24 protein-coding genes and 1 riboswitch are annotated in these 22,897 nt (G+C 61.1%); of the genes, 14 read left to right on the top strand and 10 right to left on the bottom strand.

What is annotated here, in order from left to right; all coding sequences use genetic code 11:
* Positions 1-3: 3 nt before the first annotated feature.
* Together C7T36_RS05985 and C7T36_RS05980 are read right to left on the bottom strand one after the other, a co-directional pair.
* On the bottom strand, positions 4-786 hold the full coding sequence (locus C7T36_RS05985; protein WP_045066598.1) for an amidohydrolase family protein: 783 nt from the start codon (positions 784-786) through the stop codon (positions 4-6).
* 118 nt (positions 787-904) lie between these two features.
* Positions 905-2,299 carry an FAD-dependent oxidoreductase gene (locus tag C7T36_RS05980; RefSeq protein WP_033235643.1) on the bottom strand — a complete coding sequence of 465 codons (1,395 nt, stop codon included), beginning with the start codon at positions 2,297-2,299 and terminating at the stop codon, positions 905-907.
* Between the two features lie 231 nt (positions 2,300-2,530).
* On the opposite strand from C7T36_RS05980, the gene C7T36_RS05975 reads away from it, so the two are divergent.
* From C7T36_RS05975 to C7T36_RS05965, 3 genes are read left to right on the top strand one after another with little or no spacing between them, the layout of a single operon-like run.
* Complete coding sequence (locus C7T36_RS05975) at positions 2,531-2,956, top strand: hypothetical protein (protein ID WP_045064066.1); 426 nt, start codon at positions 2,531-2,533, stop codon at positions 2,954-2,956.
* Positions 2,957-2,994: 38 nt separating this feature from the next.
* A complete protein-coding gene (locus C7T36_RS05970; RefSeq protein ID WP_033235808.1) occupies positions 2,995-3,414 on the top strand; it encodes a rhodanese-like domain-containing protein in 420 nt (139 codons plus the stop codon).
* Complete coding sequence (locus tag C7T36_RS05965) at positions 3,411-4,634, top strand: O-succinylhomoserine sulfhydrylase (protein WP_175393502.1); 1,224 nt, start codon at positions 3,411-3,413, stop codon at positions 4,632-4,634. The genes C7T36_RS05970 and C7T36_RS05965 overlap by 4 nt, the downstream gene beginning before the upstream one ends.
* A 60-nt stretch (positions 4,635-4,694) precedes the next feature.
* On the opposite strand, the gene C7T36_RS05960 is transcribed toward C7T36_RS05965, so the two are convergent.
* The 8 genes from C7T36_RS05960 to C7T36_RS05925 all read right to left on the bottom strand — a co-directional run bounded on the left by C7T36_RS05960 (position 4,695) and on the right by C7T36_RS05925 (position 11,228).
* Positions 4,695-5,249 (bottom strand): alternate-type signal peptide domain-containing protein, encoded by a 555-nt coding sequence (locus C7T36_RS05960; protein ID WP_052683305.1) that lies wholly within the window; start codon positions 5,247-5,249, stop codon positions 4,695-4,697.
* The gene (locus C7T36_RS30015; RefSeq protein ID WP_045064064.1) at positions 5,246-6,874 is read right to left on the bottom strand and encodes a signal peptidase I; all 1,629 of its coding nucleotides are present in this window, start codon (positions 6,872-6,874) and stop codon (positions 5,246-5,248) included. Before C7T36_RS30015 ends, C7T36_RS05960 begins: the two co-directional genes overlap by 4 nt.
* Before the next feature lie 7 nt (positions 6,875-6,881).
* A complete protein-coding gene (locus C7T36_RS05950) occupies positions 6,882-7,454 on the bottom strand; it encodes a SipW-dependent-type signal peptide-containing protein (protein WP_239654595.1) in 573 nt (190 codons plus the stop codon).
* Positions 7,455-7,476: 22 nt separating this feature from the next.
* Entirely contained in the window at positions 7,477-8,133 is a 657-nt protein-coding gene (locus C7T36_RS05945) for a signal peptidase I (RefSeq protein ID WP_084702398.1), read from the bottom strand.
* Between the two features lie 11 nt (positions 8,134-8,144).
* Complete coding sequence (locus tag C7T36_RS05940; RefSeq protein ID WP_045064060.1) at positions 8,145-8,729, bottom strand: hypothetical protein; 585 nt, start codon at positions 8,727-8,729, stop codon at positions 8,145-8,147.
* A gap of 12 nt (positions 8,730-8,741) precedes the next feature.
* Positions 8,742-9,326, bottom strand: coding sequence for an alternate-type signal peptide domain-containing protein (locus tag C7T36_RS05935; RefSeq protein ID WP_033235638.1), 585 nt, complete (start codon positions 9,324-9,326; stop codon positions 8,742-8,744).
* 287 nt (positions 9,327-9,613) lie between these two features.
* Positions 9,614-10,423 carry an HAD-IIA family hydrolase gene (locus C7T36_RS05930; protein ID WP_033235637.1) on the bottom strand — a complete coding sequence of 270 codons (810 nt, stop codon included), beginning with the start codon at positions 10,421-10,423 and terminating at the stop codon, positions 9,614-9,616.
* A 37-nt stretch (positions 10,424-10,460) separates the two neighbouring features.
* Positions 10,461-11,228, bottom strand: a complete 768-nt coding sequence (locus tag C7T36_RS05925; protein WP_045064058.1) for a sulfite exporter TauE/SafE family protein — start codon at positions 11,226-11,228, stop codon at positions 10,461-10,463.
* A 508-nt stretch (positions 11,229-11,736) separates the two neighbouring features.
* Between C7T36_RS05925 and C7T36_RS05920 the strand changes: the two genes are divergently transcribed.
* From C7T36_RS05920 to C7T36_RS05875, 11 genes are all read left to right on the top strand, one after another.
* Positions 11,737-12,711, top strand: a complete 975-nt coding sequence (locus tag C7T36_RS05920) for an amino acid ABC transporter permease (RefSeq protein ID WP_045064055.1) — start codon at positions 11,737-11,739, stop codon at positions 12,709-12,711.
* Positions 12,708-13,493 (top strand): amino acid ABC transporter ATP-binding protein, encoded by a 786-nt coding sequence (locus C7T36_RS05915; protein WP_045064053.1) that lies wholly within the window; start codon positions 12,708-12,710, stop codon positions 13,491-13,493. The genes C7T36_RS05920 and C7T36_RS05915 overlap by 4 nt, the downstream gene beginning before the upstream one ends.
* Before the next feature lie 33 nt (positions 13,494-13,526).
* Positions 13,527-14,498, top strand: coding sequence for an ABC transporter substrate-binding protein (locus tag C7T36_RS05910; RefSeq protein ID WP_033235632.1), 972 nt, complete (start codon positions 13,527-13,529; stop codon positions 14,496-14,498).
* Positions 14,499-14,508: 10 nt separating this feature from the next.
* Complete coding sequence (locus tag C7T36_RS05905; RefSeq protein WP_045064050.1) at positions 14,509-15,618, top strand: FAD-dependent oxidoreductase; 1,110 nt, start codon at positions 14,509-14,511, stop codon at positions 15,616-15,618.
* 32 nt (positions 15,619-15,650) lie between these two features.
* On the top strand, positions 15,651-16,184 hold the full coding sequence (locus C7T36_RS05900; protein ID WP_033235630.1) for a GNAT family N-acetyltransferase: 534 nt from the start codon (positions 15,651-15,653) through the stop codon (positions 16,182-16,184).
* An 87-nt stretch (positions 16,185-16,271) separates the two neighbouring features.
* A riboswitch (SAM riboswitch) is annotated at positions 16,272-16,366 on the top strand.
* A gap of 9 nt (positions 16,367-16,375) precedes the next feature.
* On the top strand, positions 16,376-16,465 hold the full coding sequence (locus tag C7T36_RS30745; RefSeq protein WP_317823110.1) for a putative leader peptide: 90 nt from the start codon (positions 16,376-16,378) through the stop codon (positions 16,463-16,465).
* A gap of 167 nt (positions 16,466-16,632) precedes the next feature.
* A complete protein-coding gene (locus C7T36_RS05895; protein ID WP_045064048.1) occupies positions 16,633-18,273 on the top strand; it encodes an ABC transporter substrate-binding protein in 1,641 nt (546 codons plus the stop codon).
* Positions 18,274-18,276: 3 nt separating this feature from the next.
* Entirely contained in the window at positions 18,277-19,275 is a 999-nt protein-coding gene (locus tag C7T36_RS05890) for an ABC transporter permease (protein WP_033235628.1), read from the top strand.
* Positions 19,268-20,158 carry an ABC transporter permease gene (locus C7T36_RS05885; RefSeq protein WP_045064046.1) on the top strand — a complete coding sequence of 297 codons (891 nt, stop codon included), beginning with the start codon at positions 19,268-19,270 and terminating at the stop codon, positions 20,156-20,158. The genes C7T36_RS05890 and C7T36_RS05885 overlap by 8 nt, the downstream gene beginning before the upstream one ends.
* On the top strand, positions 20,155-21,777 hold the full coding sequence (locus C7T36_RS05880) for an ABC transporter ATP-binding protein (RefSeq protein WP_045064044.1): 1,623 nt from the start codon (positions 20,155-20,157) through the stop codon (positions 21,775-21,777). Before C7T36_RS05885 ends, C7T36_RS05880 begins: the two co-directional genes overlap by 4 nt.
* A complete protein-coding gene (locus C7T36_RS05875; protein ID WP_045064042.1) occupies positions 21,764-22,882 on the top strand; it encodes an LLM class flavin-dependent oxidoreductase in 1,119 nt (372 codons plus the stop codon). The genes C7T36_RS05880 and C7T36_RS05875 overlap by 14 nt, the downstream gene beginning before the upstream one ends.
* The last annotated feature ends 15 nt before the right edge of the window (positions 22,883-22,897 follow it).

The following is a 22,897-nucleotide window of genomic DNA, read 5'->3' as shown; positions in this document are numbered from 1 at the left end:
ATTTCAGGAGTGAGCAGCATTTCGGGCGTGAGCACTGGCTCGTTCACACCGATACCAGGCGCGGGCGTTGCCACCCATCACGGCCGGAAGATCGTCCCCGACGGCGTCGGCGATCACATCGAGATCGTGGATCTCGAAGGCCCGGCGGGCGCGGGTGCCTGGCAGGTCGGTGCCGAACATCAGTGCCTGGGGATTGACAGCGTGGATTTGACGGAGCACGTCGCCGACGTCGGAGATGGTCGTGCGTCCGAATCCGGTGGCTTTGACTCGGACTCCGCGGTCCACGAGGTTGAGGAGATACGGCAGGCCGCGCGTCGACATGCCCAGGTGGTCGATCGACACGGCCGGAAGCTTCGCGAAAACTGGTTCGAGCGAGAGAAGTAGCGTCGCGTCGACGTAGAACTCGGCGTGCCAGCCGGCCAAATCGAAAGCCCGGTTTGCCAGGTCCGCGAGTTGACGCAGATCTGTTGCGCCGCGTCGGAGATTGAATCGGACTGCGCGAACACCGAGTGCGTCGAGGTCGACTATCTCTTTGTCGGTGACGTCGTCACCGAGTGCCGTGACGCCAACCCAGCCGGGGCCGAGTTCCGCGAGTGCCGTTTTGAGGTACTCCTGATCAGTGCCCTGATACGACGCCGTCACCACTGCTCCACCGTCCACACTCAGCCCCTCGAGAGTCGCCACCCTGGACCGGTAATCGGGGACGGTGAACGGCTCGGGCAGGTAACCGTGATTCTCGACCAGCGGAAAGCGCGGGTCGATGATGTGAACATGGGCGTCAAACACGTCATTCATTTTGCACGCTGTCAATATGACCTCGAACAGAAGACCGGCCCGATGTGACCTGAATCGCTACGTGGCGAATTTCGGTCATATCGGGCCGGTCTGTCTGTGATGCCTGTGGTTATGCCTTCTCGGGCTCCGAGGCTTTCAGCATGTCGTGACGCTCGACGACCTTGATGCGCTCGCGGCCTTCGGGTTCGCCGAGGCTGCGCTCGTGTGCGTCGAGGCGGTACCAGCCCTGCCACGTCGTGTACGGCACCTGCTTGCCTTCGAGGAATTCGATGACGGCGTTCTCGTCGGGGTGTGCGGCGCCGGTGAAGTTGGCCGAGTCCTCGAGGAGGTTCGCGACGGTTTCGTTGGCGTCACCCTTGGTGTGGCCGATGAGGCCGACGGGGCCGCGCTTGATCCAGCCGGTGACGTAGGTGGCCGGCATGAACCGGGCTGCGCCTTCGGCGGTGTCGTCGGCGACGACGCGTCCGGCGTCGTTGGGGACGGTGCCGGCCTGGTCGTCGAACGGCAGCTGCGTGACGTTCTGTGACAGGTAGCCGACGGCGCGGTACACGGCCTGAACATCCCAGTCCTTGTAGGTGCCGGTGCCCTTGACGTTGCCGGTGCCGTCGAGTGCGGTGCGCTCGGTGCGCAGGCCCACTACCTTGCCGTCTTCACCGAGAACCTCGGTGGGGGATTCGAAGAAGTGCAGGAACAGCTTGTGCGGGCGGTTTCCGACGTCGCGGATTGCCCAGTCCTGCAGCGTGTTCGCGACCATGTCGACCTGCTTGGAGTTGCGGCGAGCCTGCTCGGAGCCCTCGTCGTAGTCGATGTCCTCGGGGTCGACGATGACCTCGATGGTCGGGGAATGGTCGAGCTCACGCAGTTCGAGAGGGGTGAACTTGGCCTGCGCGGGGCCGCGTCGTCCGAAGACGTGTACCTCGATGGCCTTGTTGTTCTTGAGACCCTCGTAGACGTTGGCGGGGATCTCCGTTGGGAGCAGTTCGTCGCCGGTCTTCGCGAGGACGCGGGCGATGTCGAGGGCGACGTTGCCGACGCCGAGGACGGCGACCTTCTCTGCGGTGAGGGGCCATTCGCGGGGGACGTCGGGGTGGCCGTCGTACCAGGAGACGAAGTCGGCGGCGCCGTAGCTGCCGTCGAGGTCGATGCCCGGGATGCCGAGGGCGCGGTCGGCATTGGCGCCGGTGGAGAAGATGACGGCGTCGTAGAACGACTGGAGGTCGTCGAGGGTGATGTCGGTGCCGTAGTCGATGTTGCCGAGGAGGCGGACCTGCGGCTTGTCGAGGACCTTGTGCAGGGCGGTGATGATGCCCTTGATGCGCGGGTGATCAGGTGCGACGCCGTAGCGGATGAGACCGAAGGGCGCTGGCATGCGCTCGAAGAGGTCGATGCTGACACCGCGGCCGGAGACTGCGGTATCGGACTTCATGAGGGCATCGGCGGCGTAGATGCCGGCGGGGCCGGCGCCGACGATCGCGACCCGGAGTGGGCGGTTGGAGTCAGTCATCGTAAAGACAGCTACCTTCTTCGAAGTTCGGACAACGTATCGACAAGTATCCAATTTAGCCGAACCTAAGCACCGTGGAGTGTTTGCGGTTCGACCCGGTTCACACTTTCACCCCAACGGGCGTCGGTAAACCGTTTCTTTCTTTCAATTCTCCTGCAAGTGCGGTTCGAAGCGGTAGGGGTCCGCTACTTGACGGGCCACAAGCTGAGCTTGTGGGGGAGTATTGGTTTCATGAATGACCAGCGCGACGATTCCGGCAATTCCGAAAGCAAGACAGCATCGGCCGGGCCGTTCATCCTGGCAGTGGCAATTGTCGCGCTGATCCTCGGCGGAATCTTCATTTCGTCCTGGATGTCCCCGGCTGAGGAAAACGTCAGCGAAGAGGACCGCATCAGCCGTGTGGTCGCGGACTACGTCGCAGCTCACAACGAGAACGACACCAAGACGCTCCAGAGCCTTACCTGCACAAACTTCGATCCGGAGACCGGACCACTCGCCGATACCGAAGGTGACGTCGAGATGCAGGGCATCAACGAATCTGTGGTCAGCGGCGACCGCGCGACTGTCGATGTTCGGCTCTCCGGTGGCGGCCAGGATCAGCGCGTCGAGGTCTGGACACTCACGCGCGACGGTGAAGGCTGGGATATCTGCACCTGATCGCCCACACAATCCGGTCTTGTGAAAACATGGACAACGTGAGTTACGCAGGCGATCTGACGCCGGAGCAAGCCTGGGAGCTGCTCCGCGAAAACCCCGAGGCAGTGCTCGTCGACGTGCGCACCGACGCAGAGTGGAAGTACGTCGGTATCCCCGACGTCACGTCCCTCGGCAACTCGGCTGTGCAGATCGAATGGGTGAGCTACCCCAACGGTGCACGCAACGACAACTTCGTCGACGAGTTGAAGGAATCCGGTGTTGTTCCCGGCTCCGGGAAACCCGTGATCTTCCTGTGTCGATCCGGTCAGCGATCGATCGGGGCCGCAGAAAGTGCGACAGCGGCGGGCATCGGTCCGTCGTACAACGTGCTCGACGGGTTCGAAGGCGGTTTGGATGCCGACGGACATCGTGGAGTTGTAGGTTGGCGGGCCATCGGCCTGCCGTGGAGGCAGCAGTGAGCGGAATTCCCCAGGGCGGCGCATTTCAACGAGCGTTGCCGGACGACGTAGGTCTTGGCACGCTCGGTGTCCGCGGCGGATTGATGCGAACGGGCTTCGAGGAAACCTCCGAAGCACTGTTCCTCAACTCCGGATTTGTCTACGAGAGTGCAGAAGCCGCCGAACAAGCCTTTACCGGCGAAGTAGACCATTTTGTCTACTCCCGCTACGGCAACCCGACGGTCAAGATGTTCGAAGAGCGTCTGCGCCTCATCGAAGGCGCAGAGGCGTGCTTTGCGACGGCCAGCGGAATGTCCGCCGTATTCACGGCGTTGGGAGCACTGCTGGGCAACGGTGACCGATTGGTCGCTGCTCGCAGCCTCTTCGGTTCCTGCTTTGTCGTCTGCAACGAAATCCTCCCGCGCTGGGGAGTCGAGGTTGTTTTTGTCGACGGTGAAGACAATGCGCAGTGGGAAGAAGCGCTGTCGGTACCGACCACGGCAGTATTCTTCGAGACACCGTCCAACCCCATGCAATCTTTGGTGGACGTACGACGCGTATCCGAACTCGCTCATGCCGCCGGTGCAAAGGTAGTCCTGGACAACGTCTTTGCGACGCCGCTCCTGCAGCGAAGCTTGGACTTGGGCGCCGACGTCGTGGTGTACTCCGGCACCAAGCACATCGACGGTCAGGGCCGCGTCCTCGGTGGTGCGATCCTCGGAACCGAGGAGTACATCAGCGGTCCCGTTCGGGAACTGATGCGGCACACCGGACCTGCGCTCAGCCCGTTCAACGCCTGGACGTTGCTCAAGGGCCTCGAGACCATGCCGGTTCGTATCCGGCACTCTGTGGCGTCGGCCCTCGAGATCGCCGAATTCCTCGAAGCGCACCCGGGCGTCAAGTGGGTCAAGTATCCGTACCTGACTTCGCACCCGCAGCATGAACTCGCGAAGGCTCAAATGAGCGGCGGCGGAACAGTTGTCACGTTCGAGCTCAATGCGCCTGACGGCGAGGGCAAGAAGCGGGCGTTCGAGGTTCTCAACGGCCTGCGCGTCATCGACATCTCGAACAACCTCGGTGACTCCAAGTCCTTGATCACCCACCCCGCGACCACGACGCACCGGGCCATGGGTCCGGAAGGCCGTGCAGCAGTGGGTCTTACAGACGGCGTTGTGCGTCTGTCCGTCGGGCTCGAAGACACTGTCGATTTGTTGGCTGATCTGAAGCGAGCCCTCGGCTAGTTGTCGACGCAAGACCAAATCGCTCTGTTCGTGCACTCAGACGAACAGAGCGATTTTGTGTTATCCGATCGGTTGTTGTTGCGTGACCAGCTTGAACGACGGAATCGAAACGCTCTGATTCTGACCACCGTTGTCATTGCTCCGCATGAACTGGAACAGAACGATGACGTTGATGACCTGTCCGTTGTAGTCGCTCGTGAAGTCTGTGATGTCCGCGTTGGCGCTGTCGGACAGGAAGACGTTCACGTCCAAGTACGGCGCCAGGGCGCCGCCGATTGTTCCGGTCTGTGCGACTACGTCGGCCCGCAGGCGAGGACCGGTGGCGGATACTTTTGAATTGCAGGAGTAATAGACGTCCTGGCCGGGAAAGGTTCGGAAGGTCGAGATGTCTGGGATCGCTGTATAGGGGGCAGTATCGTAGTTGCGATAGAACCACCCCGTTGCAGTGGGTCCGCCAGGTCCCACGGTGCATGGTCCGAGGGAAAGGGTGCCGGCAGTAACCGTCTTGGAGAGCACAGTTGCGGAATCGTTCCACGAAGCAAGCGTGCCACTTCCGCCGAGAAGAACCGCAATCGCCGCGGTGGCCGCCAGGGCGCCTTTCCACTGTTTCTTCATTTGCTCACCAGCGCAGCAATTTCAGCGGGGAGTTCACCTGTGGGCGAGGTGGACGTCCACTGCCCTGCGATCTTACTGACCTTACGAGGTCCGCTGGATCCGAGTATCCACAATTCGTCAGCGCCAGTGAGCCAATGCAATTCGTCGTCGAGGCCAACTGCGGTGCGGAAGATCTCGGTTCCCGACGAGTCGGTGATCGAAGCAAACCGGCCTGATTCGCCAGTCACTATTGCAGCGAAATAGGTGCCCGAGTCACTGGGATCCCCAACTGGGACAACTGCAGTCGTTGTCGAAGTAGTTGGCAGGGTGGTTGTGGTTGTGGTCGGCAAGGTCGTGGTCTGTGTTGCTGTTGTTTCGGTGGTTGTGGTTGTGGTTGCGGTAGTTGTCGTTTGAGGAGGGGTCGTCGGTGTCGGAGATGATTCTGTTGCGGAGGTCGACGTGCTTGTTGTCGTTTCTCCGGCAGACGACGTTGTGGGTGCGGCCGTAGTCGTCGACGTTGTTTCGGGAGCCGCGGCGGGCGCCAGGCGGGCGGCAAACCCTGCCGGAACGGTCTGTGCGCCCTCTTTGACACATTTGGTTCCGACAAGCGAAGCAACGGAGATAGGAACAGGGAAGAATGCGGTCGATATCTGCGTGCCGACCTTGGTATAGATCTCAGCCGTATATGCACCGTCAGCAAGCAAACCGAAGAGTCCGACGGCTATCGTCGTGGTGAGGCTGCTGATATTGTCCACGGTGACGGTCGAGGTCGGCGTATCGTTCTTTCGAACGATGACTTTGTATGTGTATGGGCCGGTACCACTAGGCGCGGTCCAAGTGAGAGTGACAGTCGTTAACAGACCAAAGAGACCGCCAGTGGTGGCACAGGTTGCGCTCGGGACCCGCGGAGCTATGACGCTTGCGGCGGTGAATGTCGACTGGGCGCGTGCCGTGTCCTGAAATGCCGCAGCGGTTCCCGTCGTCTGTGCAATACCGAGTGACAGTGACACCAGAGTTGCTCCGGCAATCGTGGTTTTCACGAGCGTGCCCGATCGGGTTGCACGCGAAGGGGTATCCGATGGTGAAGAGATAACGGGTCTGTTTGTCGTCTCGATGCTTTCGCCAGTCGGAGGCTCCGGGCGGTTCGGTCGAGGCCCACCGGGCCTGAACGCGATCATCAGCAGGATTCCGGCGAGAACACCGCCGAGGAAGACGCCGATCGGTCCGGATGCCCAGGACACGAGGTAGCCAAGTTTGTTCATGCTGAACAGAACTCGATCAACGGTTGTGACGTAGTACGTCTCGATGTCAGCCTCGGCGTTCGCGTCACCTTTCAGAGTCAGTACTACGCCCGCAGCCTGCGGAGCAATGCTGTCGACGCGGTGGGTAATCCGAGTGCCCTGAGTATTGGTCACGCTGACAACGTCACCGACGGCGATCTCATCGGCAGGTGTTGATCGAGAGAAAGCCAGTGCACCTGTGCTGATTTCAGGTTCCATGGAGCCCGATCGGAAGACGAGCGGCTTGATCCCCAGAAACAGGCCCGCCGCCGCGATCACGATGCACAGAACTCCGGCGCATGCGCCGATCGTGAGCGCGAGATCCCGAACGCGACCGCGTCGATGTGAATGCTTCTCTCGGGTCATGGCGCGCTCACACCGACGTTGCAGTGAAGTTGAATGTAACTGTCACAGTGGTGCCTTGGACTGTCGTCGGCGCTGCCGCGTCCAAAGTCACGAGAAAGCAGATGTCGTCGACGCCGGAGGTGGCGGGCAGTGAACGAGTGCCGATGATGTTTGCGCTTGTACCCCCGTTCACGAGGGACGTATTTGCGATGATCGACGTTCCACTGCAGGTTCCGACATTGCTGGCATTGGCTGCGGTCCCTCCCGAGTACGTCGAGACTTTCAGGTACGGAGCGAGGGTAGACGTCGTCGATGTTGTATTGGCGGTGTAGGTGAAGGCTACAGACCCTTTGTTCTGAACTGGCAGCATGGCTGCAATGCTCTGTCCCGGAGACATATTGGCTTTGGTGAGCGCTGTGAATGCGTATGCGGTGGGGTTTCCTTGGTTTCCGTTCAGTTGGAGATCGATGGTTCCCGTACTGAAAGCGCCCGAGGTTGCCGTGGCTGTGTCGGTCCACGCAGCCATGGTTCCGACCGCACCTGTTCCCAGAACCATCCCGAGTGCGAGTAGTGCGCGAACCCGCGCACTACTGAGCATCATTCGAACTCTGCTGGGCGTGTTTTCAGAGTGTCGTGACATGTCCGGCGCTTTCGTTGTGTGACGCGGTGGCTGTTTCGGATAGCTGGATATCGTCAGACATCTGAACGTCGTCGACATTCGCGGCGCGATTGCGTCGGTCTCTGCGGCCCTCACGCGTTCCACTGACAAACATATAGACGGCATAAGCGGCGAGAGCGGTGACAACAATGCTCAGGATGATCTTGCGTTGCTCCCCGGTCAGCCAGCTGTGCACGTATCCGAGATACGGAAAGCTGTACCAGACCTTCCCTCTGATCTGTTCCGGGATTACCGGTTTTTCATCCGGAATGGAGTTGGCGTCTCCCTGCGTGGTGAAAACTCGTTCGCCGCGGGTGTTCTCACTGATGGCGACGATGCGATGTGTCACGACAGTCGGCTTTCCGGACTCCAACTGAAACGTGATGGGAGTTCCGATCGCGAGATCGTTTGCGTCTGCTTCCTTGACGACAATCAGGGAACCAGGCTTGTAGGTCGGCGACATCGAGCCTGTCAGAACCGTATATCGCTGCGCCCCAGCAAGGTACGGCACCACGATTGTTGCAATGATCAGCGCGCTGAGGACAAGCAGAAGCAGCCAGCTGGCAATGGAAGTGATCCACCAGATAGGTCCGCTTCGTTGTGCGCGGTGCTGTGCGTCCATCAAAATCCTCACTACGGCTGCGTGCGTGGGGGAACGAATTGTGTGCCCTTGAAGTTCAAGGTTGCGGTAGTCGACTGACCTTGTGCGGCACTTGCATTGACGGTCGCTCGCAGACACCACGTTGACGACGTGTTCGGTGAAAGAGTGGGCCTGGGTGTCGGTAGCGGAGTCGCAGGGTACTTGGCCGCAGTCAGGGTCCCGGTGTAGAGCTGCGTGCCGGTGGGCGTTCCGGTTGTGGGGCAATCGGCATTGCTGCCTACCTGCCACACCGTGAGATTGAGTTTCGGTTCCGGCTGCGACTGGCTTGCCGAGGTCAATTCGTATTGCACGATCATCGGAGTGCGGTTCGCGATGGTGATGGGTTTCTGGGAGTAGGCGCCAAGACTCATGGCGGTACCTCCGAAACCAGTCATCGTGTAACTCTCGGTAGCACTCGCGTAATCTGCGCCCAGGCGTAGGACCAACGTGTCTGCTGTCATTTGCAGCCCGGACACTGGAGTCTCGGCACGCCACAGGGCGCCGGTCTGTTGTGCTGATGCAAACATCACCACGATGACCGACGCACCTGCGAGTGCCCCCCAGGCTTTAGCTCTCACGGTTTCGCAGCCTCAGGGATTGATGGCTGTTTGCTCGATCTTGAGCGCGAGATCCGTCAAGTTGATCGACGCACCCTGAGCAACAAGGTCGTTCACGTTGGCGAATGTGATGACAACTGTGACGGCCACCGCGTCGCCGTTGTTGGCTTCTGTCAGGGGGCTCGCAGCGGTCACGACATTGCCGTCGACGGTGACAGTGGTCTCGACATCGATGTTGGCGAGGAGCTCCCCGGCAGTGGCGCCGGTTGCCGCTGTCGTGCCAGCTGTGATCGAAGCGGGATCCGCCTCGATGACGGCGTTCAATCGATCGCCGATTGCGGTGATCGATGTGGTGCAGTTGTACTCGAGCACCTCGGTCGGGACGATTCTGTATGCAGCAAGGTCTGCGGTGGGAATGGCAATGGTCGTCGGGTTCGTCGACGCCCATCCACTGGTGCCTGCAGCTGCGACGCAATCTGCGATTTGCAGCTCGCCGGCGGTGATGGTGTTTCCGCCGATCGTCGAACTGTCGCTCCAGTACGCGAGTGAACCTGCGCCGCCGAGGAGTAGTGCGCCCGCGGCTGCTGCCGCAATTGCACCCTTTGTCTGTTTCTTCATGGAGAGCTCATTTCTGGGGAGTCCGAATTGGGTCGTTCAGAAATGAGTATCAGCCATGGCAAACGATTCGTTACCGGTTTTGAAAAGAATATTTCGCCCAAATTGAAATTTTACGTTTGAGCTGGGAAAAGCCGCCTACCTGCGACTAGTCACCAATCCGTTAGTTCAACCTTGAAGAATTCTCCCGTTTGTCCAACTCGACAAAGGTTTTACGTTTCCTTTGTTTTGCGTTATTCATTCGGCTGGTTAACTACCCGTTCTATTTAGGCGATATGTCCGAATTATCTTTACTTAGTGCTACGAAAAGGGTCCGTTGTATTTCCGACAAGGGAGGCGACGGATTCCAGAACAATGGTGGGGCGGTAGGGATACAGCTCCACGGACGCCGGTGTCGAGATCCCGGTCATGACAAGGATGGTCTGCAAGCCCGCCTCCAGGCCGCACACGATGTCGGTGTCCATCCGGTCGCCGATCATCAAGGTGTTGGCGGAATGAGCGCCGATGGACCGCAATGCTGATCGCATCATGAGGGCATTCGGCTTGCCGACGTAGTACGGGTCGCGCCCTGTGGCTTTGGTGATCAAGGCGGCAACGGAACCGGTGGCAGGTAGCGAGCCGTCCCGCGACGGTCCGGTGGCGTCAGGGTTGGTGGCGATGAACCGCGAGCCTCGCTCGACCAATCTGATCGCGGTGGTAATCGCCTCGAACGAGTAGGTGCGGGTCTCTCCCAGGACGACGTAATCGGGATCGCTGTCCGTCAGGACGTATCCGATGTCGTGCAGCGCCGTGGTCAGGCCCGATTCGCCGACCACATACGCGCTGCCTCCCGGTCGCTGATTTGCGAGGAAGGTGGCGGTCGCCAGCGCTGACGTCCAGATGGACTTCTCCGGAATGTCGAGACCGGAGTTGAGTAGGCGTGCCCGCAAGTCTCGCGGAGTTCTGATCGAGTTGTTGGTCAGCACCATGTACGGGATGTTGTTCGATGCCAGTTCGGCGAGGAACGTGTCCGCTCCCGGCACCAAGTGCTCTTCGTGAACGAGGACTCCGTCCATGTCCATGAGGTAGGTCCACTGGGGTTCATTCGCGGTTGTGGTCATGTCTCAAGTATGTGGGAACCGCGCCCGACGTGGGCGATCAAGCGAGCAGACGCCACAGTCCGATCAGGCCGACGACGACAATCGTGTACCGCAGCGCGGTGGGGGACAGGCGTCGCCCGTAGCGGGCACCGAGTACCCCTCCGCCGAGCGAGCCGACTGCGATCAAACCGGCTGCTGCCCAATTGATCTGGTCGAAAGCCAAGCTGATGTACATCGCCGCCGCGACGATGTTGACGAGCAGTGAGAGCAGGTTCTTCGCGCCGTTCATTCGCTGCAGGGTTTCGGGAAGGATGGCACCCATCACACCGATCAGGAGGATGCCCTGGGCGGCGGTGAAATAGCCGCCGTAGATACCGACTGCAAACGTGCCGGCGGTCAGGAGCATCAACCTCGAGGTCGACAACGTTGTCTCTTCGGTGGAGCGCTTCTTCGCCCAGGCCTGGATGCGTGGTTGGAGAAGGACAAGAGCGAGCGCCAGGATCAGCAATACCGGAACGATCGTCTCGAATAACTTCTCAGGTAGGTGCATCAGCAACCACGAGCCGAGTAGCGCCCCGGACAGCGACGCCGGAATCTGCCACCGAAGCCGGTCCCATTGTCCCGACAATTCGCGTCGGTAACCCCAGGTGCCCGAAACGCCGCCGGCGACGAGGCCGACGGCATTGGACATCGTCGCAGTGACCGGAGGCATGCCGAAAGCCACGAGTGTGGGGAACGTGATCAGGGTTCCACTGCCCACCACGGCGTTGATCGCCCCGGCACCGATACCTGCCACGAGAATAAAAAATGCGTCCAGTCCGCTCACTCCGCAGACGGTACTGCAGGGTGATTCGGGGACGAGCGGTGGCTCGGGGCATCGGATACGGCTCATCCATCCAACACTGCATTCGCCGCTTTCGGGAGTCTTGCGATCAGCCTGATTTCAACGCGCATGGACCACTATTTCCCTTGTCTCGCAGGGAAATACAACATTTGACGACCGTGGATTCAGCGTCTAGTCTTTGCTCACCATCTCGAGCGACCGAGAGACCTGGCTCATCGACGTCGCAGCAACCCCCCGAGTGATCGGGAGCGGGTGCTTTCTGCCAGGACCGATGGAAGGCATCGCATGGGTATCACTCGCTGCGCCGGTATTGCTTCGTGCGCCGGTTCGAACGCGTACGCACCGCACCGTCGACGTCACATCGACCTGCGTCGTACCGCGTCGTGTCACTGTCGCTGACCGAAATTCTCGGCACCAGAAATTCGTCGCGCAGCATTCCCATTTTCCGAAAGGTCTATTTTGTGATGTCCACTCCGTCAGGCAGTGCGCTGTGAGCGCGCCGACCGAGATTCGTCCCGAGAAGTCGGTAGCCGAGCCGCAGCTTCCCGACTCGGAGCTTGTTGTTGCCCGCACCTGGCATCCGTTCCAATGGGTGGTCAGTGCGATAGTGCTGATCTTGCTGGCCCAGTTCATCCACGGTCTTGTGGTGAATCCCGGCTGGGACTGGCCGACGTTCGCGCAGTACTTCACCGCGAAATCGGTGCTTGCCGCCTTGTGGGTGACGATCAAACTGACCTTGTGGGGAACGATCCTGGGGTTCGGTCTCGGAGTCGTGCTGGCACTTGGCCGACTGTCGAATAATCCGGTTCTGCAGGTGATCGCCTGGACCTATATCTGGGCGTTCCGCTCGATCCCACTGATCGTGCAGTTGCTCTTCTGGTTCAACATCACCTACCTCTACCAAACGCTCTCTCTCGGAATACCGTTCGGGCCGGAGTTCTTCACGTTCCAGACCAGTGGCGTCATCGGCGGATTCACCGCAGCTGTCATCGGTTTGGCGCTGCATCAGGCTGCGTACTCCGCGGAGATCATCCGCTCGGGCATCATCTCGGTGGATCACGGTCAGATCGAAGCCGCTCATTCGCTGGGGATTCCGCGCCGGCGCCAGTTCTTCAAGATCATTCTGCCGCAAGCGATGCGGGCAATTCTTCCCAACGCCGCGAACGAGGTGATCGGACTGTTCAAGGGAACGTCCATCGTCTCGACCATGGCAATCGCCGAACTGTTCTACCAAGTACAGGTCATCTTCGGGCGCAACGGACGAGTGGTGCCGCTCCTGATGGTTGCAACACTGTGGTACATCATTCTCACGACGTTGCTCTCCATCGGCCAGTACTACGTCGAACGTCATTACGCTCGCGGCTCCGCTAGGGCTCTCCCGCTGACGCCTCTGCAGAAGGCGCGCAACAAATTCAACGAGATTCGTGATGCGCGTCTCGACATTCCGAGAGGCGTGACCCGATGACCGCGGAATTGCTCGAAGACAACGTCTATGCCGTCGAGGCGCGTGGCATCCACAAGTCGTTCGGCGCGCTGGAAGTACTTGCCGGCGTTGATCTCCTGGTCCGCAAGGGCGAGGTGACCGTTATTCTCGGGCCGTCAGGTTCGGGAAAGTCCACGCTGCTGCGCACCCTCAATCATCTCGAGAAGGTCGACCGGGGAACAGTACGGATCGACGGGGAACTGATCGGATACCGGCGCAAGGGAAATCGGCTACACGAACTGCGCGATCGCGAAATCCTGAAGCAGCGCTCGCACATCGGTTTTGTGTTCCAGAACTTCAACCTGTTTCCCCATCTCACTGCTCTGGAAAATGTAGTGGAAGCCCCGCTGTCGGCACAGAAGCGTGATCGCGACGACGTGTACCGAGAGGCGCGGGCTCTGCTCGAACGAGTGGGTGTGGGAGACAAAGCTGATGAGTATCCGCGTCAACTTTCCGGTGGCCAACAGCAGCGTGTTGCCATTGCCCGAGCCCTGGCACTGCGACCGGCTGTGATTCTCTTCGACGAACCGACGTCGGCACTGGACCCGGAACTGGTTGGTGAAGTTCTCGAAGTTCTTGCCCAGCTTGCCCGTGACGGTGCGACGTTGATCATCGTCACGCACGAAGTCGGGTTCGCCCGCGAGGTGGCGGACACCGCAGTCTTCATGGACGGCGGCGTCATCGTCGAACAGGGCCCGCCCTCGCAGGTGATCGACAATCCCGTCCACGAACGGACCAAAGCTTTTCTCTCCCGCGTTCTCTGACGCTCAGACACATTTTCCGAAAGGCACACACTGATGTTCTCCCGATCCCGCCGCGCGACTTTCCTGATCTCGGCTCTCGCCACAGTCGGACTGCTCAGCGCCGCGTGCAGCAGTGCGGACGCAGAGTCCGAGGGTAGCCAGGGCACCGCCGCCGCGGGTTACAACCTCACGGCCGAGCAGAATCGCATCACCACAGCGAAAGTCGATTCCATCGCTGCCGAGCTTCCTGCGGAAATCCGTGACAGCGGCACGCTGCGAGTGACCGGTAGCGCCGGATCCGCTCCGCCGCTTCGCTTCTACGCCGACGATGACAAAACCCTCATCGGTTCCGAAACGGACTTCGCCTACCTGATCGGTGATGTACTCGGGTTGAAGATAGACCTGCAGACGGCTGACTGGGCACAGAACTTCGTCCGGATCGACTCCGGTGAAGCCGACGCGTTCCTCTCCAATGTGACTGTCACAGAGGAGCGTAAGGAGAAGTACGACTTTGCCACCTATCGCCTGGACACCCTCGCATTCGAGGCCAAGAAGGGCGCCGGGGTATCCATCACCGAGCCCAAGGACATTGCCGGTCTGAAGATCGCGGTGGGTTCCGGCACCAATCAGGAAGCGCTGCTGGTCAAGTGGAACGAGCAGAATGTCGCGGCCGGCCTGGCACCAACCGACATCTCGTACTACCAGAACACAACCGACTACTACCTCCCGCTGCAGTCCGGTCGCATCGACGCCTACTTCGGACCGAACCCGTCGTCGCAGTTCCATGCCAAGCAGTCGGGTGAAACCGAGGTGGTCGGTGAGTTCTCCGGTGCGGGTGACACCCTGCAAGGTCAGATCGCTGTGCTGGTGAAGAAGGACAACGGACTGATCAAGGCTATTAACGACGCCATCAACCACACCATCGAGAACGGTACGTACCAGCAGATTCTCGAACGCTGGAACATTACCGGTGAAGCCGTCGACACGTCGCTGATCAACCCGCCCGGTCTTCCGAAGACCAAGTGAGTATCCGTCGATGAGTGAGATAGTCGATGTGATCGTCATCGGCGGAGGGCTTGTCGGGTCCTCCGCCGCGTGGCGGCTCGCGGCGCGCGGGCACAGCGTCGTACAGCTCGAGCAGTTCGCGCCGGGGCACAAGCACGGTGCGTCACACGGCACGTCACGTATTTACCGGCAGGCCTACGACAATCACCTGTACACCGGGCTGGCAGCGTCGGCTCTTCCGCTGTGGCGGGAGTTGGAAACCACAACGGACATCGGGTTTCTGGAACTGACGGGCGCCGTTGATCACGGGCTGCCCGCTGCGGTACTGACCAAGTCGCGGGTACTTGTCGAAGCGGGCATCAAGGGTGAGATCCTCACTCCTGCGCAAGCGTCGGCCCGCTGGCCGGGGCTGCGATTCGACACGACAGTCCTCCATCACCCCGACGCGGGCAGGCTGCACGCGGACCGCGCTGTCGTCGCCCTCGAAGCGGGTTCGCGACTCGAGGGAGCTGACGTCCGCCACGACACGCGCGTTCTGGCAGTTGCCGAGGCGTCGTACGGCGTCGACGTGATCACGGAGGGCGGGACGCTGCGAGGGCGGCACGTCGTTATTGCCGCCGGCGCGTGGACCGCGGAATTGATCGGGCGAAGCGACCTCGGCGCATCGGTCGTGTTGCCGACTTTGCGTACGACGCAAGAACAACCGGCACACTTTGCGCCACTCGATCCGGGAACGGCGTGGCCGAGCTTTGTCCATCATCCCGGTGCAGAGCTGGACACAGCCGGGATCTACGGGCTCGGTTCCGAAGACGGCATCAAGATCGGCGAGCATGCGACGGGGCCCGAGGTGACTCCGCAGACTCGCAGCTACACGCCCGACATCGCAGGCGAACAGCGTCTGGTCGACTATGCCGAAGCGTGGTTGCCGGGTGTCGATTCGACGCAGGTCGAGTCCCTGACCTGCCTGTACACCAGCACACCTGACAGCAATTTTGTGATCGACAGGGTCGGTGCGATCACCGTCGCCGCAGGTTTCTCCGGACACGGATTCAAATTCGGGCCGGCGTTGGGTGAGCTGGTGGCTGATCTGGTGGAAGGAAATGCTCTGTCGCCGCAGCAATTCCAGTTAGGGGTGCGGTGAATGCGGCGCAAGGAAACCGAAAGGAAGATCACATGAGTGTCGAGATTGCGGGAATCGGCGGCGTAGAGGTGCGGTCGGTGTCGCAGAACGATCCGCTGGCAGCGCCGCTCATCGCGGAATTGGCGCTGGAATACAGTTCGCGATACGGCGGTACGCGTGACGAGATATTCGAGGATCTCACCACCTATCCGGCCGAGGAATTTGCGCCTCCGCACGGAGCGCTGCTGGTTCTCACGCTCGGCGATCAAGCCATCGCCGGTGGCGCGTTTCGCCAATTCGATTCCACCACTGCCGAACTGAAAAGAATCTGGACGTCAGCGTCCTTTCGTCAGCGTGGCCTCGGAAAGATCGTTGTCCGAGAGTTGGAGTCCGAGATAGCAGCTCGGGGATACCGCAGGGTCTATCTCACAACCGGTCCGCGCCAACCCGAAGCGGTCGCGCTCTACTTGTCCTGTGGCTACGCACCGCTGTACGACACTGCACTATCACCGCTCGAGGTGGGGATTCATCCATTCGAGAAGAAGCTGCAGGTACGGCATGACTACGACCGGCGGGTATCGGCATGAGCGCGGCGGGGTTCCCGAAAATGTGGCGTAGCCTGCAATTCCTACTGGACGGGTTGACAACTCGCGATCATCTCGTAGACTTGCGAAAGACCATCTCGAGCGACAGAGAGACCTGGCTCAATGAAGTCGCAGCAACCCTTCGCGTCATCGCGTGAGGGTGCTACCGCCAGGATCGATGGAGGAATGAAGTAATGAAGGCAGTTGAAGGCGGTTTCGATACCGCGTGGTCGCGTCGTCACGTAGACCTGTGCCGCACAGCAGGATCGTTCTGTACTCACTGACCATGGCCGCGATGTTTGCCGTCGTAGTTGACCCTGGTCAGTCTCTCGAGGCTCCCGTACGTGGGTAAGCCTGTTTTCTCTTCTCTTCGTAGCTGATTCGTGCTTGCTTGCCCCGTTCTCCGGTGGTGACAAGCGCGCTTTTCCGCATGCCTCTTTAGGAGTTCTTGGTGTCTTCACGCTCAATCGGTGCGCGCTCACGCGTCACCGTCGCCGCTGGTATCGGCGCTATTTCGGTTCTCGGCACCGTACTTGCCGGTTGCAGCACCAGCAGCGGCGACACCAGCGCCGACGCCGGGCCGGCCCAGTCAGGTGGAACCCTGCGCTACGGACTCTCGACGGCGCCTACCTGCGCCGACCCCGCACAGGCGGGCACGAATCAGACCGTGTATGTCACTCGTACCGTGGTTGATTCGCTGACCGACCAGGATCCGGAGACGGGTGAGATCACACCGTGGCTGGCAAAGAGTTGGGACATCAGCCCCGATGCGGCAAGCTTCACGTTCACGTTGCGCGACGATGTCACGTTCAGTGACGGTACGCCGGTGACGGCCGAGTCGGTCAAGAAGAACTTCGACGTGGTCAAGGATCTGGGCCCGAACGCCTCACTGGCAAAGAGCTACCTGTCCTCGTACACGGGCACCGAGGTCGTCGACGCCCACACCGCCAAGATCAATTTCTCCGGTCCCAATGTTCAGTTCCTGCAGGCAACTTCGACCCCGCAGCTCGGCATTCTGGCGGACTCGACCACGGCACTACCGTCGGAGCAGCGTTGCGCCGGGACAGCCGTTGTCGGATCCGGCCCGTTTGTCTACACGGATTGGCAGCAGGATCGCTCGGTCGCGATCGAGAAGCGCGCCGGGTACAACTGGGCCTCGGATGTGACCGGCCACCAGGGGGAGGCGTATCTGGACGGCGTCAACTTCACGGTTGTGCCGGAGTCGGGAGTGCGTGCGGGCAGCGTCGCATCCGGCCAACTGGACGCGGTCAGTGACGCGTTGACGCAGGACGCTCCGCAGATCGAAGCGGCAGGCGGGCGAATTCTCACCCGGCCCAATCCTGGTGTGAGCTTCTTCTTCCAGCCCAACGTGAGCCGCGGTGTTCTTGCCGATCAGGCTGTGCGCCAGGCGATCATCCCCGCCATCAATCGGCAGGAACTTGTCGACACAGTGCTGGATCCGTCGTTCTTCCCGGCGACGAGCCCACTTGCGCACACCACTCCACTCTATGCCGATCAATCAGGTGTCGTGACCTATGACGCTGACAAAGCGGAAAAGCTACTCGATGCGGCAGGGTGGAAGGCCGGTTCAGACGGAGTGCGTGAGAAGGACGGCCAGAAACTGACTTTCGCGATTTCCTTCAGCCCGGCGTTCGCCGGAAACCAGGCAATCCTCGAGCTGGTTCAGCAGCAGCTGCGGAAGGTGGGTGTGGATGCGAAGCTCAACCTGCTGTCCAACGGGGAACTCACCGAGAAGCAGACTTCGGGTGACTACGATGCTGTGTACTACAACGCCACTCGTGCAGATGCGGACATTCTTCGGGCGTCATTCGGCATCGACGGTCGAAACCTCAACAAGCGCACCGCCGATCCGGAACTCGACAAGGTATTGACGGAGCAGCTCGCAACCACCGACACGGCGGCACGCGGTGAATTGGTCGCTCAGGCACAGGAACTGATCATCGATCGTGGACTCTCGATTCCGACGATCGAACTGTCGCAGGCAGTCGGCGCCGGAGCCTCGGTGCAGGATCTGAAGTTCGAGGCCTCCTCACGTCTGCAGTTCTACGACGCATGGTTGTCGGGTAAGTAAGTCATGACGCGATACGTACTCGCCCGACTGGGGCAGGCTGCGCTGGTCCTCTGGGCAGCGTTCACCATCTCGTTCGTGATCTTGTTCCTCCTGCCGAGTGATCCGGTCAGCATGGCTGCGGAGTCGGCAGGACAGGGTGTGGCGGTGGATCAGGCTGCACTCGAACAGCTTCGAGCGCGATACGGCCTGGACCAGTCGGTGTGGGCGCAGTACTGGACTTCGTTGACCAATGCGCTGCGCGGTGATTTCGGCACGTCGATCTCCACCGGTCAGTCGGTGACGGATGCGATCTTCTCGGCGCTGCCGAGCACGTTGGTGCTGGCAACCACGGGTTTGGTTCTTGCTGTGTTGTTCGGAGTGTCGATCGCGTTCTTTGCTACCTACACCCGTAAGCGCTGGCTCGCGAACCTGCTGTTCTCGCTGCCTCCTCTCGGGGTGGCGGTGCCTACCTTCTGGGTGGGTCTGATTCTGCTGCAGCTTTTCTCGTTCCGGTTGCACATCTTCCCCGCATTTGGAGACAAGGGATTCGCGACGGTTATTCTCCCGGCGATCACCCTGGCGATCCCGACTGGCGCCGTGATCGCGCAGGTGCTCACGACCAGCCTGCAGTCGACGCTGCGTTCGCCACACGTGGAGACCGCGTACGCCAAGGGTGCAAGCCGGTGGCGCGTGCAGACTCGTCATGCGTTGCGACTCGCGAGCATTCCGGCGTTCACCATTGCCGGTGTGCTGGTCGGAACTCTGCTGGCCGGTTCGGTGGTCGTCGAAACGGTGTTCTCCCGCGCCGGAGTCGGGCGTCTGACTCAGACGTCGGTGATGGCGCAGGACACTCCGGTAGTCCAAGGCGTGGTTGTCTTTGCATCCTTGGCATTTGTGCTCGTCAACCTGGCGGTCGATCTCTTCTATCCGTTGATCGACCCACGCATTATCTCGGCCAAGACGTCCGACACCGGGAAGTCACAGTCCGAAAGCTCGACAGATCTGGAGCCGGCGCATGTCTGACACGTTGATCGAACCACTCTTGCTCGATCCGATACCGGAGGCGAAGTCACCGGCTACCACGCGTCGGACAACTTCGGTGATCCGACGGATCAGTAAGCCGGGTCTGCTGATTCCGGTGCTGATCGTGGCTCTGGCCATAGGCTTTGCCGTGGCCCCTGGCGTATTTGCCAGTGGCGACCCGTTATCCGGCGTGCCGGCCGACAAGTTGCAGGGACCGAGCCTGGCACACTGGTTCGGAACGGACAACCTGGGACGAGATCTCTACACACGATTTGTGCACGGCGCTGCGCTGTCCCTGACCGCGACTCTCGTGGCCGTCGGTCTCGCGTTGATCGTCGGATCGTTGATCGGGCTGATTGCAGGATTTGTCGGTGGGGTTGTCGACGCAGTGCTGATGCGCATCGTCGATGTTCTGCTCTCGATTCCAGCCTTGCTGTTGTCGCTGGCACTGGTCACGGCGCTGGGTTTCGGCACCATCAACGTCGCGATCGCAGTGGGTGTGGCGATGGTCGCGAACTTTGCCAGGGTGATGCGTGCCGAGGTGATGCGGGTACGCAGCGCTGCGTACGTCGAGGCGGCTTTCGGCTCGGGAGTGCAGTGGCTCGGAGTTCTGCGCCGCCATATCCTGCCCAATTCGTATGCGCCCGTGATCGCATTGTCTGCGGTCGAATTCGGGCAGGCAGTACTTGCGGTGTCCGCGTTGAGTTTCCTGGGCTTCGGAGCCGTACCGCCCACCCCGGAATGGGGATCGCTGGTATCCGAGGGACGGAACTTCCTCGCCAATGCCTGGTGGATGACAACACTTCCCGGCCTCGCCATTGTTGCCGTGGTCATCTCGGCGCATCGCATCGGACACGAGATCGAAAGGAGCAACCGGCGATGAGGACAACGCAGGATCAGTTGCTTTCCGTTACCGACCTACAGATCTCCTACGGAGCCGCACCCGCGGTACACGGCGTGAGTTTCACGGTCGGCCGAGGTGAAGTTGTTGCAGTGGTGGGTGAATCGGGCTCCGGAAAGTCCACAACAGCCCATGCGATTCTTGGACTGCTCTCCGGCAGCGGACACGTCACCGGGGGCAACGTCGAGTTCGAGGGCGAACGGATCGACGACTACTCGGACCGGGCCTGGCAGAAAATCCGCGGTGCGCGTATCGGTTTGGTGCCGCAGGACCCCACAACGTCACTCAACCCGGTAACCCGAATCGGTGATCAGGTTGCCGAAGTACTCCGCATTCACGGTCTGGCCGACCGACGGAAAGCTCGGTTCGACGCCATCGAGGTGCTCGAGCGCGCGGGAATCGATCGTCCGGAGATCCGAGCACGGCAGTACCCACACGAACTCTCCGGCGGTATGCGGCAACGAGTTCTGATCGGCATCGCGCTGGTCGCGAACCCGGCACTGATCATCGCCGACGAACCCACCAGCGCCCTGGACGTCACGGTCCAACGACGGATCCTCGACCACTTGGACGAGCGGATCGCCGAATCCGGTGCCGCAGTTCTCCTCATCACACACGACCTGGGAGTGGCCGCCGATCGCGCGGATCGGATTCTGGTGATGCACGACGGTCGGATCGTCGAATCCGGGCCCACCGAAACGATTCTGGGAAATCCTCGACACGACTACACGAAGAAATTGCTGAGTTCGGCGCCGAGCCTGTCATCGGGACCCATCGATCGTCCGGTCCGAGCGCACGCAACTCCGTTGCTGACTCTGGCGGGGATCACCAAGCGCTTCACCGTCGGACGAGGCAGTGCTATCACCGCGGTCAACGATGTGTCGCTGACCGTACCGCGTGGACAGACAGTGTCGTTGGTGGGGGAGTCCGGGTCCGGGAAATCCACGACGGCGCGCATCGCAGTGCGGTTGGAGCAGGCGGATTCGGGAACCATCACCTTCGACGGCGCGGATATCAGCAAGGTCAAGGGCAGCGATCTGCGTGAACTACGCCGCAAGATCCAACTCGTCTACCAGAACCCGTACGCATCCCTCGATCCCAAGCTCTCGATAGTCGACATCGTGGCGGAACCGTTGCGTGCCTTCAAAGTCGGCACTCGAATTCAGCAGCAGGCCCGCGCCGCGGAACTACTCGACCAGGTTGCCCTGCCCGGGCAGTTCGGCAGCCGCAGACCTGCCGAACTGTCCGGCGGGCAGCGGCAGCGTGTGGCGATTGCGCGAGCACTCGCACTGAAGCCCGATCTGCTTGTCCTCGACGAACCGGTATCCGCCCTGGACGTTTCGGTGCAGGCACAGATTCTGGCGCTCCTCGACGAGTTGCAACGCGAACTCGGATTGACGTACCTCTTCATCTCGCACGATCTGGCAGTAGTGCGGCAGATCAGCGACATCGTCGGTGTCATGCAATCCGGCCAGCTGGTCGAAATCGGCACTACCGCAGAAATATTCGACAATCCCCGCCACGACTACACCCGAACACTGCTCGGTGCCATCCCCGGGCGGGACCACGCAGCCGGAAAGGCCGAACATGTCCGAGCATAATTCCGCAGCATTTCTGATCGGCCTCGAATTCGAGGGCACCGGTGTGCACCCCTATTCGTGGCGCCGCGAGGATTCGCGGGCCGAAGAAGTGTTCACCTCGTCCTACTGGGTGGACCTGGTGACCGCCGCCGACCGGGCAGGCGTAGACCTGGCCTTCTTCCCGGATTCGTTTGCCCTGCAGACCCAGGGGCAGCATGCAACGCGTGGTCGACTGGAAGCAGTTGCCACAGCTGCCCGATTGAGCGGCGTGACCTCGCGGATCGGGTTGGTTCCCACCGCGACCGTCACCCACACCGAACCGTTCCACATCTCGAAAGCGATCGCGAGTATCGACTTCTCGTCTTCGGGCCGGGCGGGTTGGCAGGTAGATGTATCCGACACTGACGCGGCTGCATCACTGTTCGGCCGAAAGGCCGTGCAGAGCGAACACTCGCTGTGGGAGGAAGCATCGGAGGCCGTCGAGGTGGTCAGCCGGCTGTGGGACAGCTGGGAGGACGACGCCGAGATCAGAGATGTGCCGACCGGACGATTCATCGATCGAGACAAGCTGCACTACATAGATTTCGAGGGCAAGAATTTTTCGGTCAAGGGGCCGTCCATCACGCCGCGCTCACCGCAGGGGCAACCGCTGATCGTGGTGGACGCGAGCAAGCCGCAGGCGCGGCAGTTGGCAACCGAGCGAGCCGATCTCATCCGCATCTCCGCCGCCGACCTGGGTGAGGCGCAGGCCACCGCCCGGCTGGTCCACGACAAAGCCGCGGAGAACGGCCGTACCGTTCGTGTTCTGCTCGACGTCGATGTTCTGCTCGGTGCCGATCGCGGGGCAGCGGACGACGCCCTCGCCGAACTCGAAGAGTGGGCAGGAGCGCCGTACACGCCGCACTCGGTGTTCTACCGCGGCGACGCCGGCGGACTGACCACGCTGCTTCGCGAGATCAGTGGTTCGGCCGGGCTGGACGGAGTGGTGCTGCGACCGTTGGCCCTGGCAGCCGGGGCAGCGAAGATCACCGCCGATGTACTGCCCGCGTTCAATCCGAGGCCGAACCTCGCCCCGACGCTGCGGGAGCGGCTGGGTCTGGGACTCCCCGTCAATCAGTTTGCGTAGCGGCGAGAAAAGAAC

This window comes from Rhodococcus sp. AD45-ID (genome assembly GCF_003023755.1).
In the GTDB taxonomy this organism is placed as follows: Bacteria; Actinomycetota; Actinomycetes; order Mycobacteriales; family Mycobacteriaceae; genus Rhodococcus_F; species Rhodococcus_F globerula.
This window is presented reverse-complemented; position numbering and strand designations above follow the sequence as displayed.

What these genes read in the sequence shown, in the direction of transcription:
- C7T36_RS05980 (WP_033235643.1), bottom strand. Translation starts at nt 2,299, where the DNA reads ATGACTGACTCCAACCGCCCACTCCGGGTCGCGATCGTCGGCGCCGGC.
- C7T36_RS05975 (WP_045064066.1), top strand. Translation starts at nt 2,531, where the DNA reads ATGAATGACCAGCGCGACGATTCCGGCAATTCCGAAAGCAAGACAGCA.
- C7T36_RS05960 (WP_052683305.1), bottom strand. Translation starts at nt 5,249, where the DNA reads ATGAAGAAACAGTGGAAAGGCGCCCTGGCGGCCACCGCGGCGATTGCG.
- C7T36_RS30015 (WP_045064064.1), bottom strand. Translation starts at nt 6,874, where the DNA reads ATGACCCGAGAGAAGCATTCACATCGACGCGGTCGCGTTCGGGATCTC.
- C7T36_RS05950 (WP_239654595.1), bottom strand. Translation starts at nt 7,454, where the DNA reads ATGATGCTCAGTAGTGCGCGGGTTCGCGCACTACTCGCACTCGGGATG.
- C7T36_RS05945 (WP_084702398.1), bottom strand. Translation starts at nt 8,133, where the DNA reads ATGGACGCACAGCACCGCGCACAACGAAGCGGACCTATCTGGTGGATC.
- C7T36_RS05935 (WP_033235638.1), bottom strand. Translation starts at nt 9,326, where the DNA reads ATGAAGAAACAGACAAAGGGTGCAATTGCGGCAGCAGCCGCGGGCGCA.
- C7T36_RS05930 (WP_033235637.1), bottom strand. Translation starts at nt 10,423, where the DNA reads ATGACCACAACCGCGAATGAACCCCAGTGGACCTACCTCATGGACATG.
- C7T36_RS05915 (WP_045064053.1), top strand. Translation starts at nt 12,708, where the DNA reads ATGACCGCGGAATTGCTCGAAGACAACGTCTATGCCGTCGAGGCGCGT.
- C7T36_RS05910 (WP_033235632.1), top strand. Translation starts at nt 13,527, where the DNA reads ATGTTCTCCCGATCCCGCCGCGCGACTTTCCTGATCTCGGCTCTCGCC.
- C7T36_RS05905 (WP_045064050.1), top strand. Translation starts at nt 14,509, where the DNA reads ATGAGTGAGATAGTCGATGTGATCGTCATCGGCGGAGGGCTTGTCGGG.
- C7T36_RS05900 (WP_033235630.1), top strand. Translation starts at nt 15,651, where the DNA reads ATGAGTGTCGAGATTGCGGGAATCGGCGGCGTAGAGGTGCGGTCGGTG.
- C7T36_RS30745 (WP_317823110.1), top strand. Translation starts at nt 16,376, where the DNA reads ATGAAGGCAGTTGAAGGCGGTTTCGATACCGCGTGGTCGCGTCGTCAC.
- C7T36_RS05890 (WP_033235628.1), top strand. Translation starts at nt 18,277, where the DNA reads ATGACGCGATACGTACTCGCCCGACTGGGGCAGGCTGCGCTGGTCCTC.
- C7T36_RS05885 (WP_045064046.1), top strand. Translation starts at nt 19,268, where the DNA reads ATGTCTGACACGTTGATCGAACCACTCTTGCTCGATCCGATACCGGAG.
- C7T36_RS05880 (WP_045064044.1), top strand. Translation starts at nt 20,155, where the DNA reads ATGAGGACAACGCAGGATCAGTTGCTTTCCGTTACCGACCTACAGATC.
- C7T36_RS05875 (WP_045064042.1), top strand. Translation starts at nt 21,764, where the DNA reads ATGTCCGAGCATAATTCCGCAGCATTTCTGATCGGCCTCGAATTCGAG.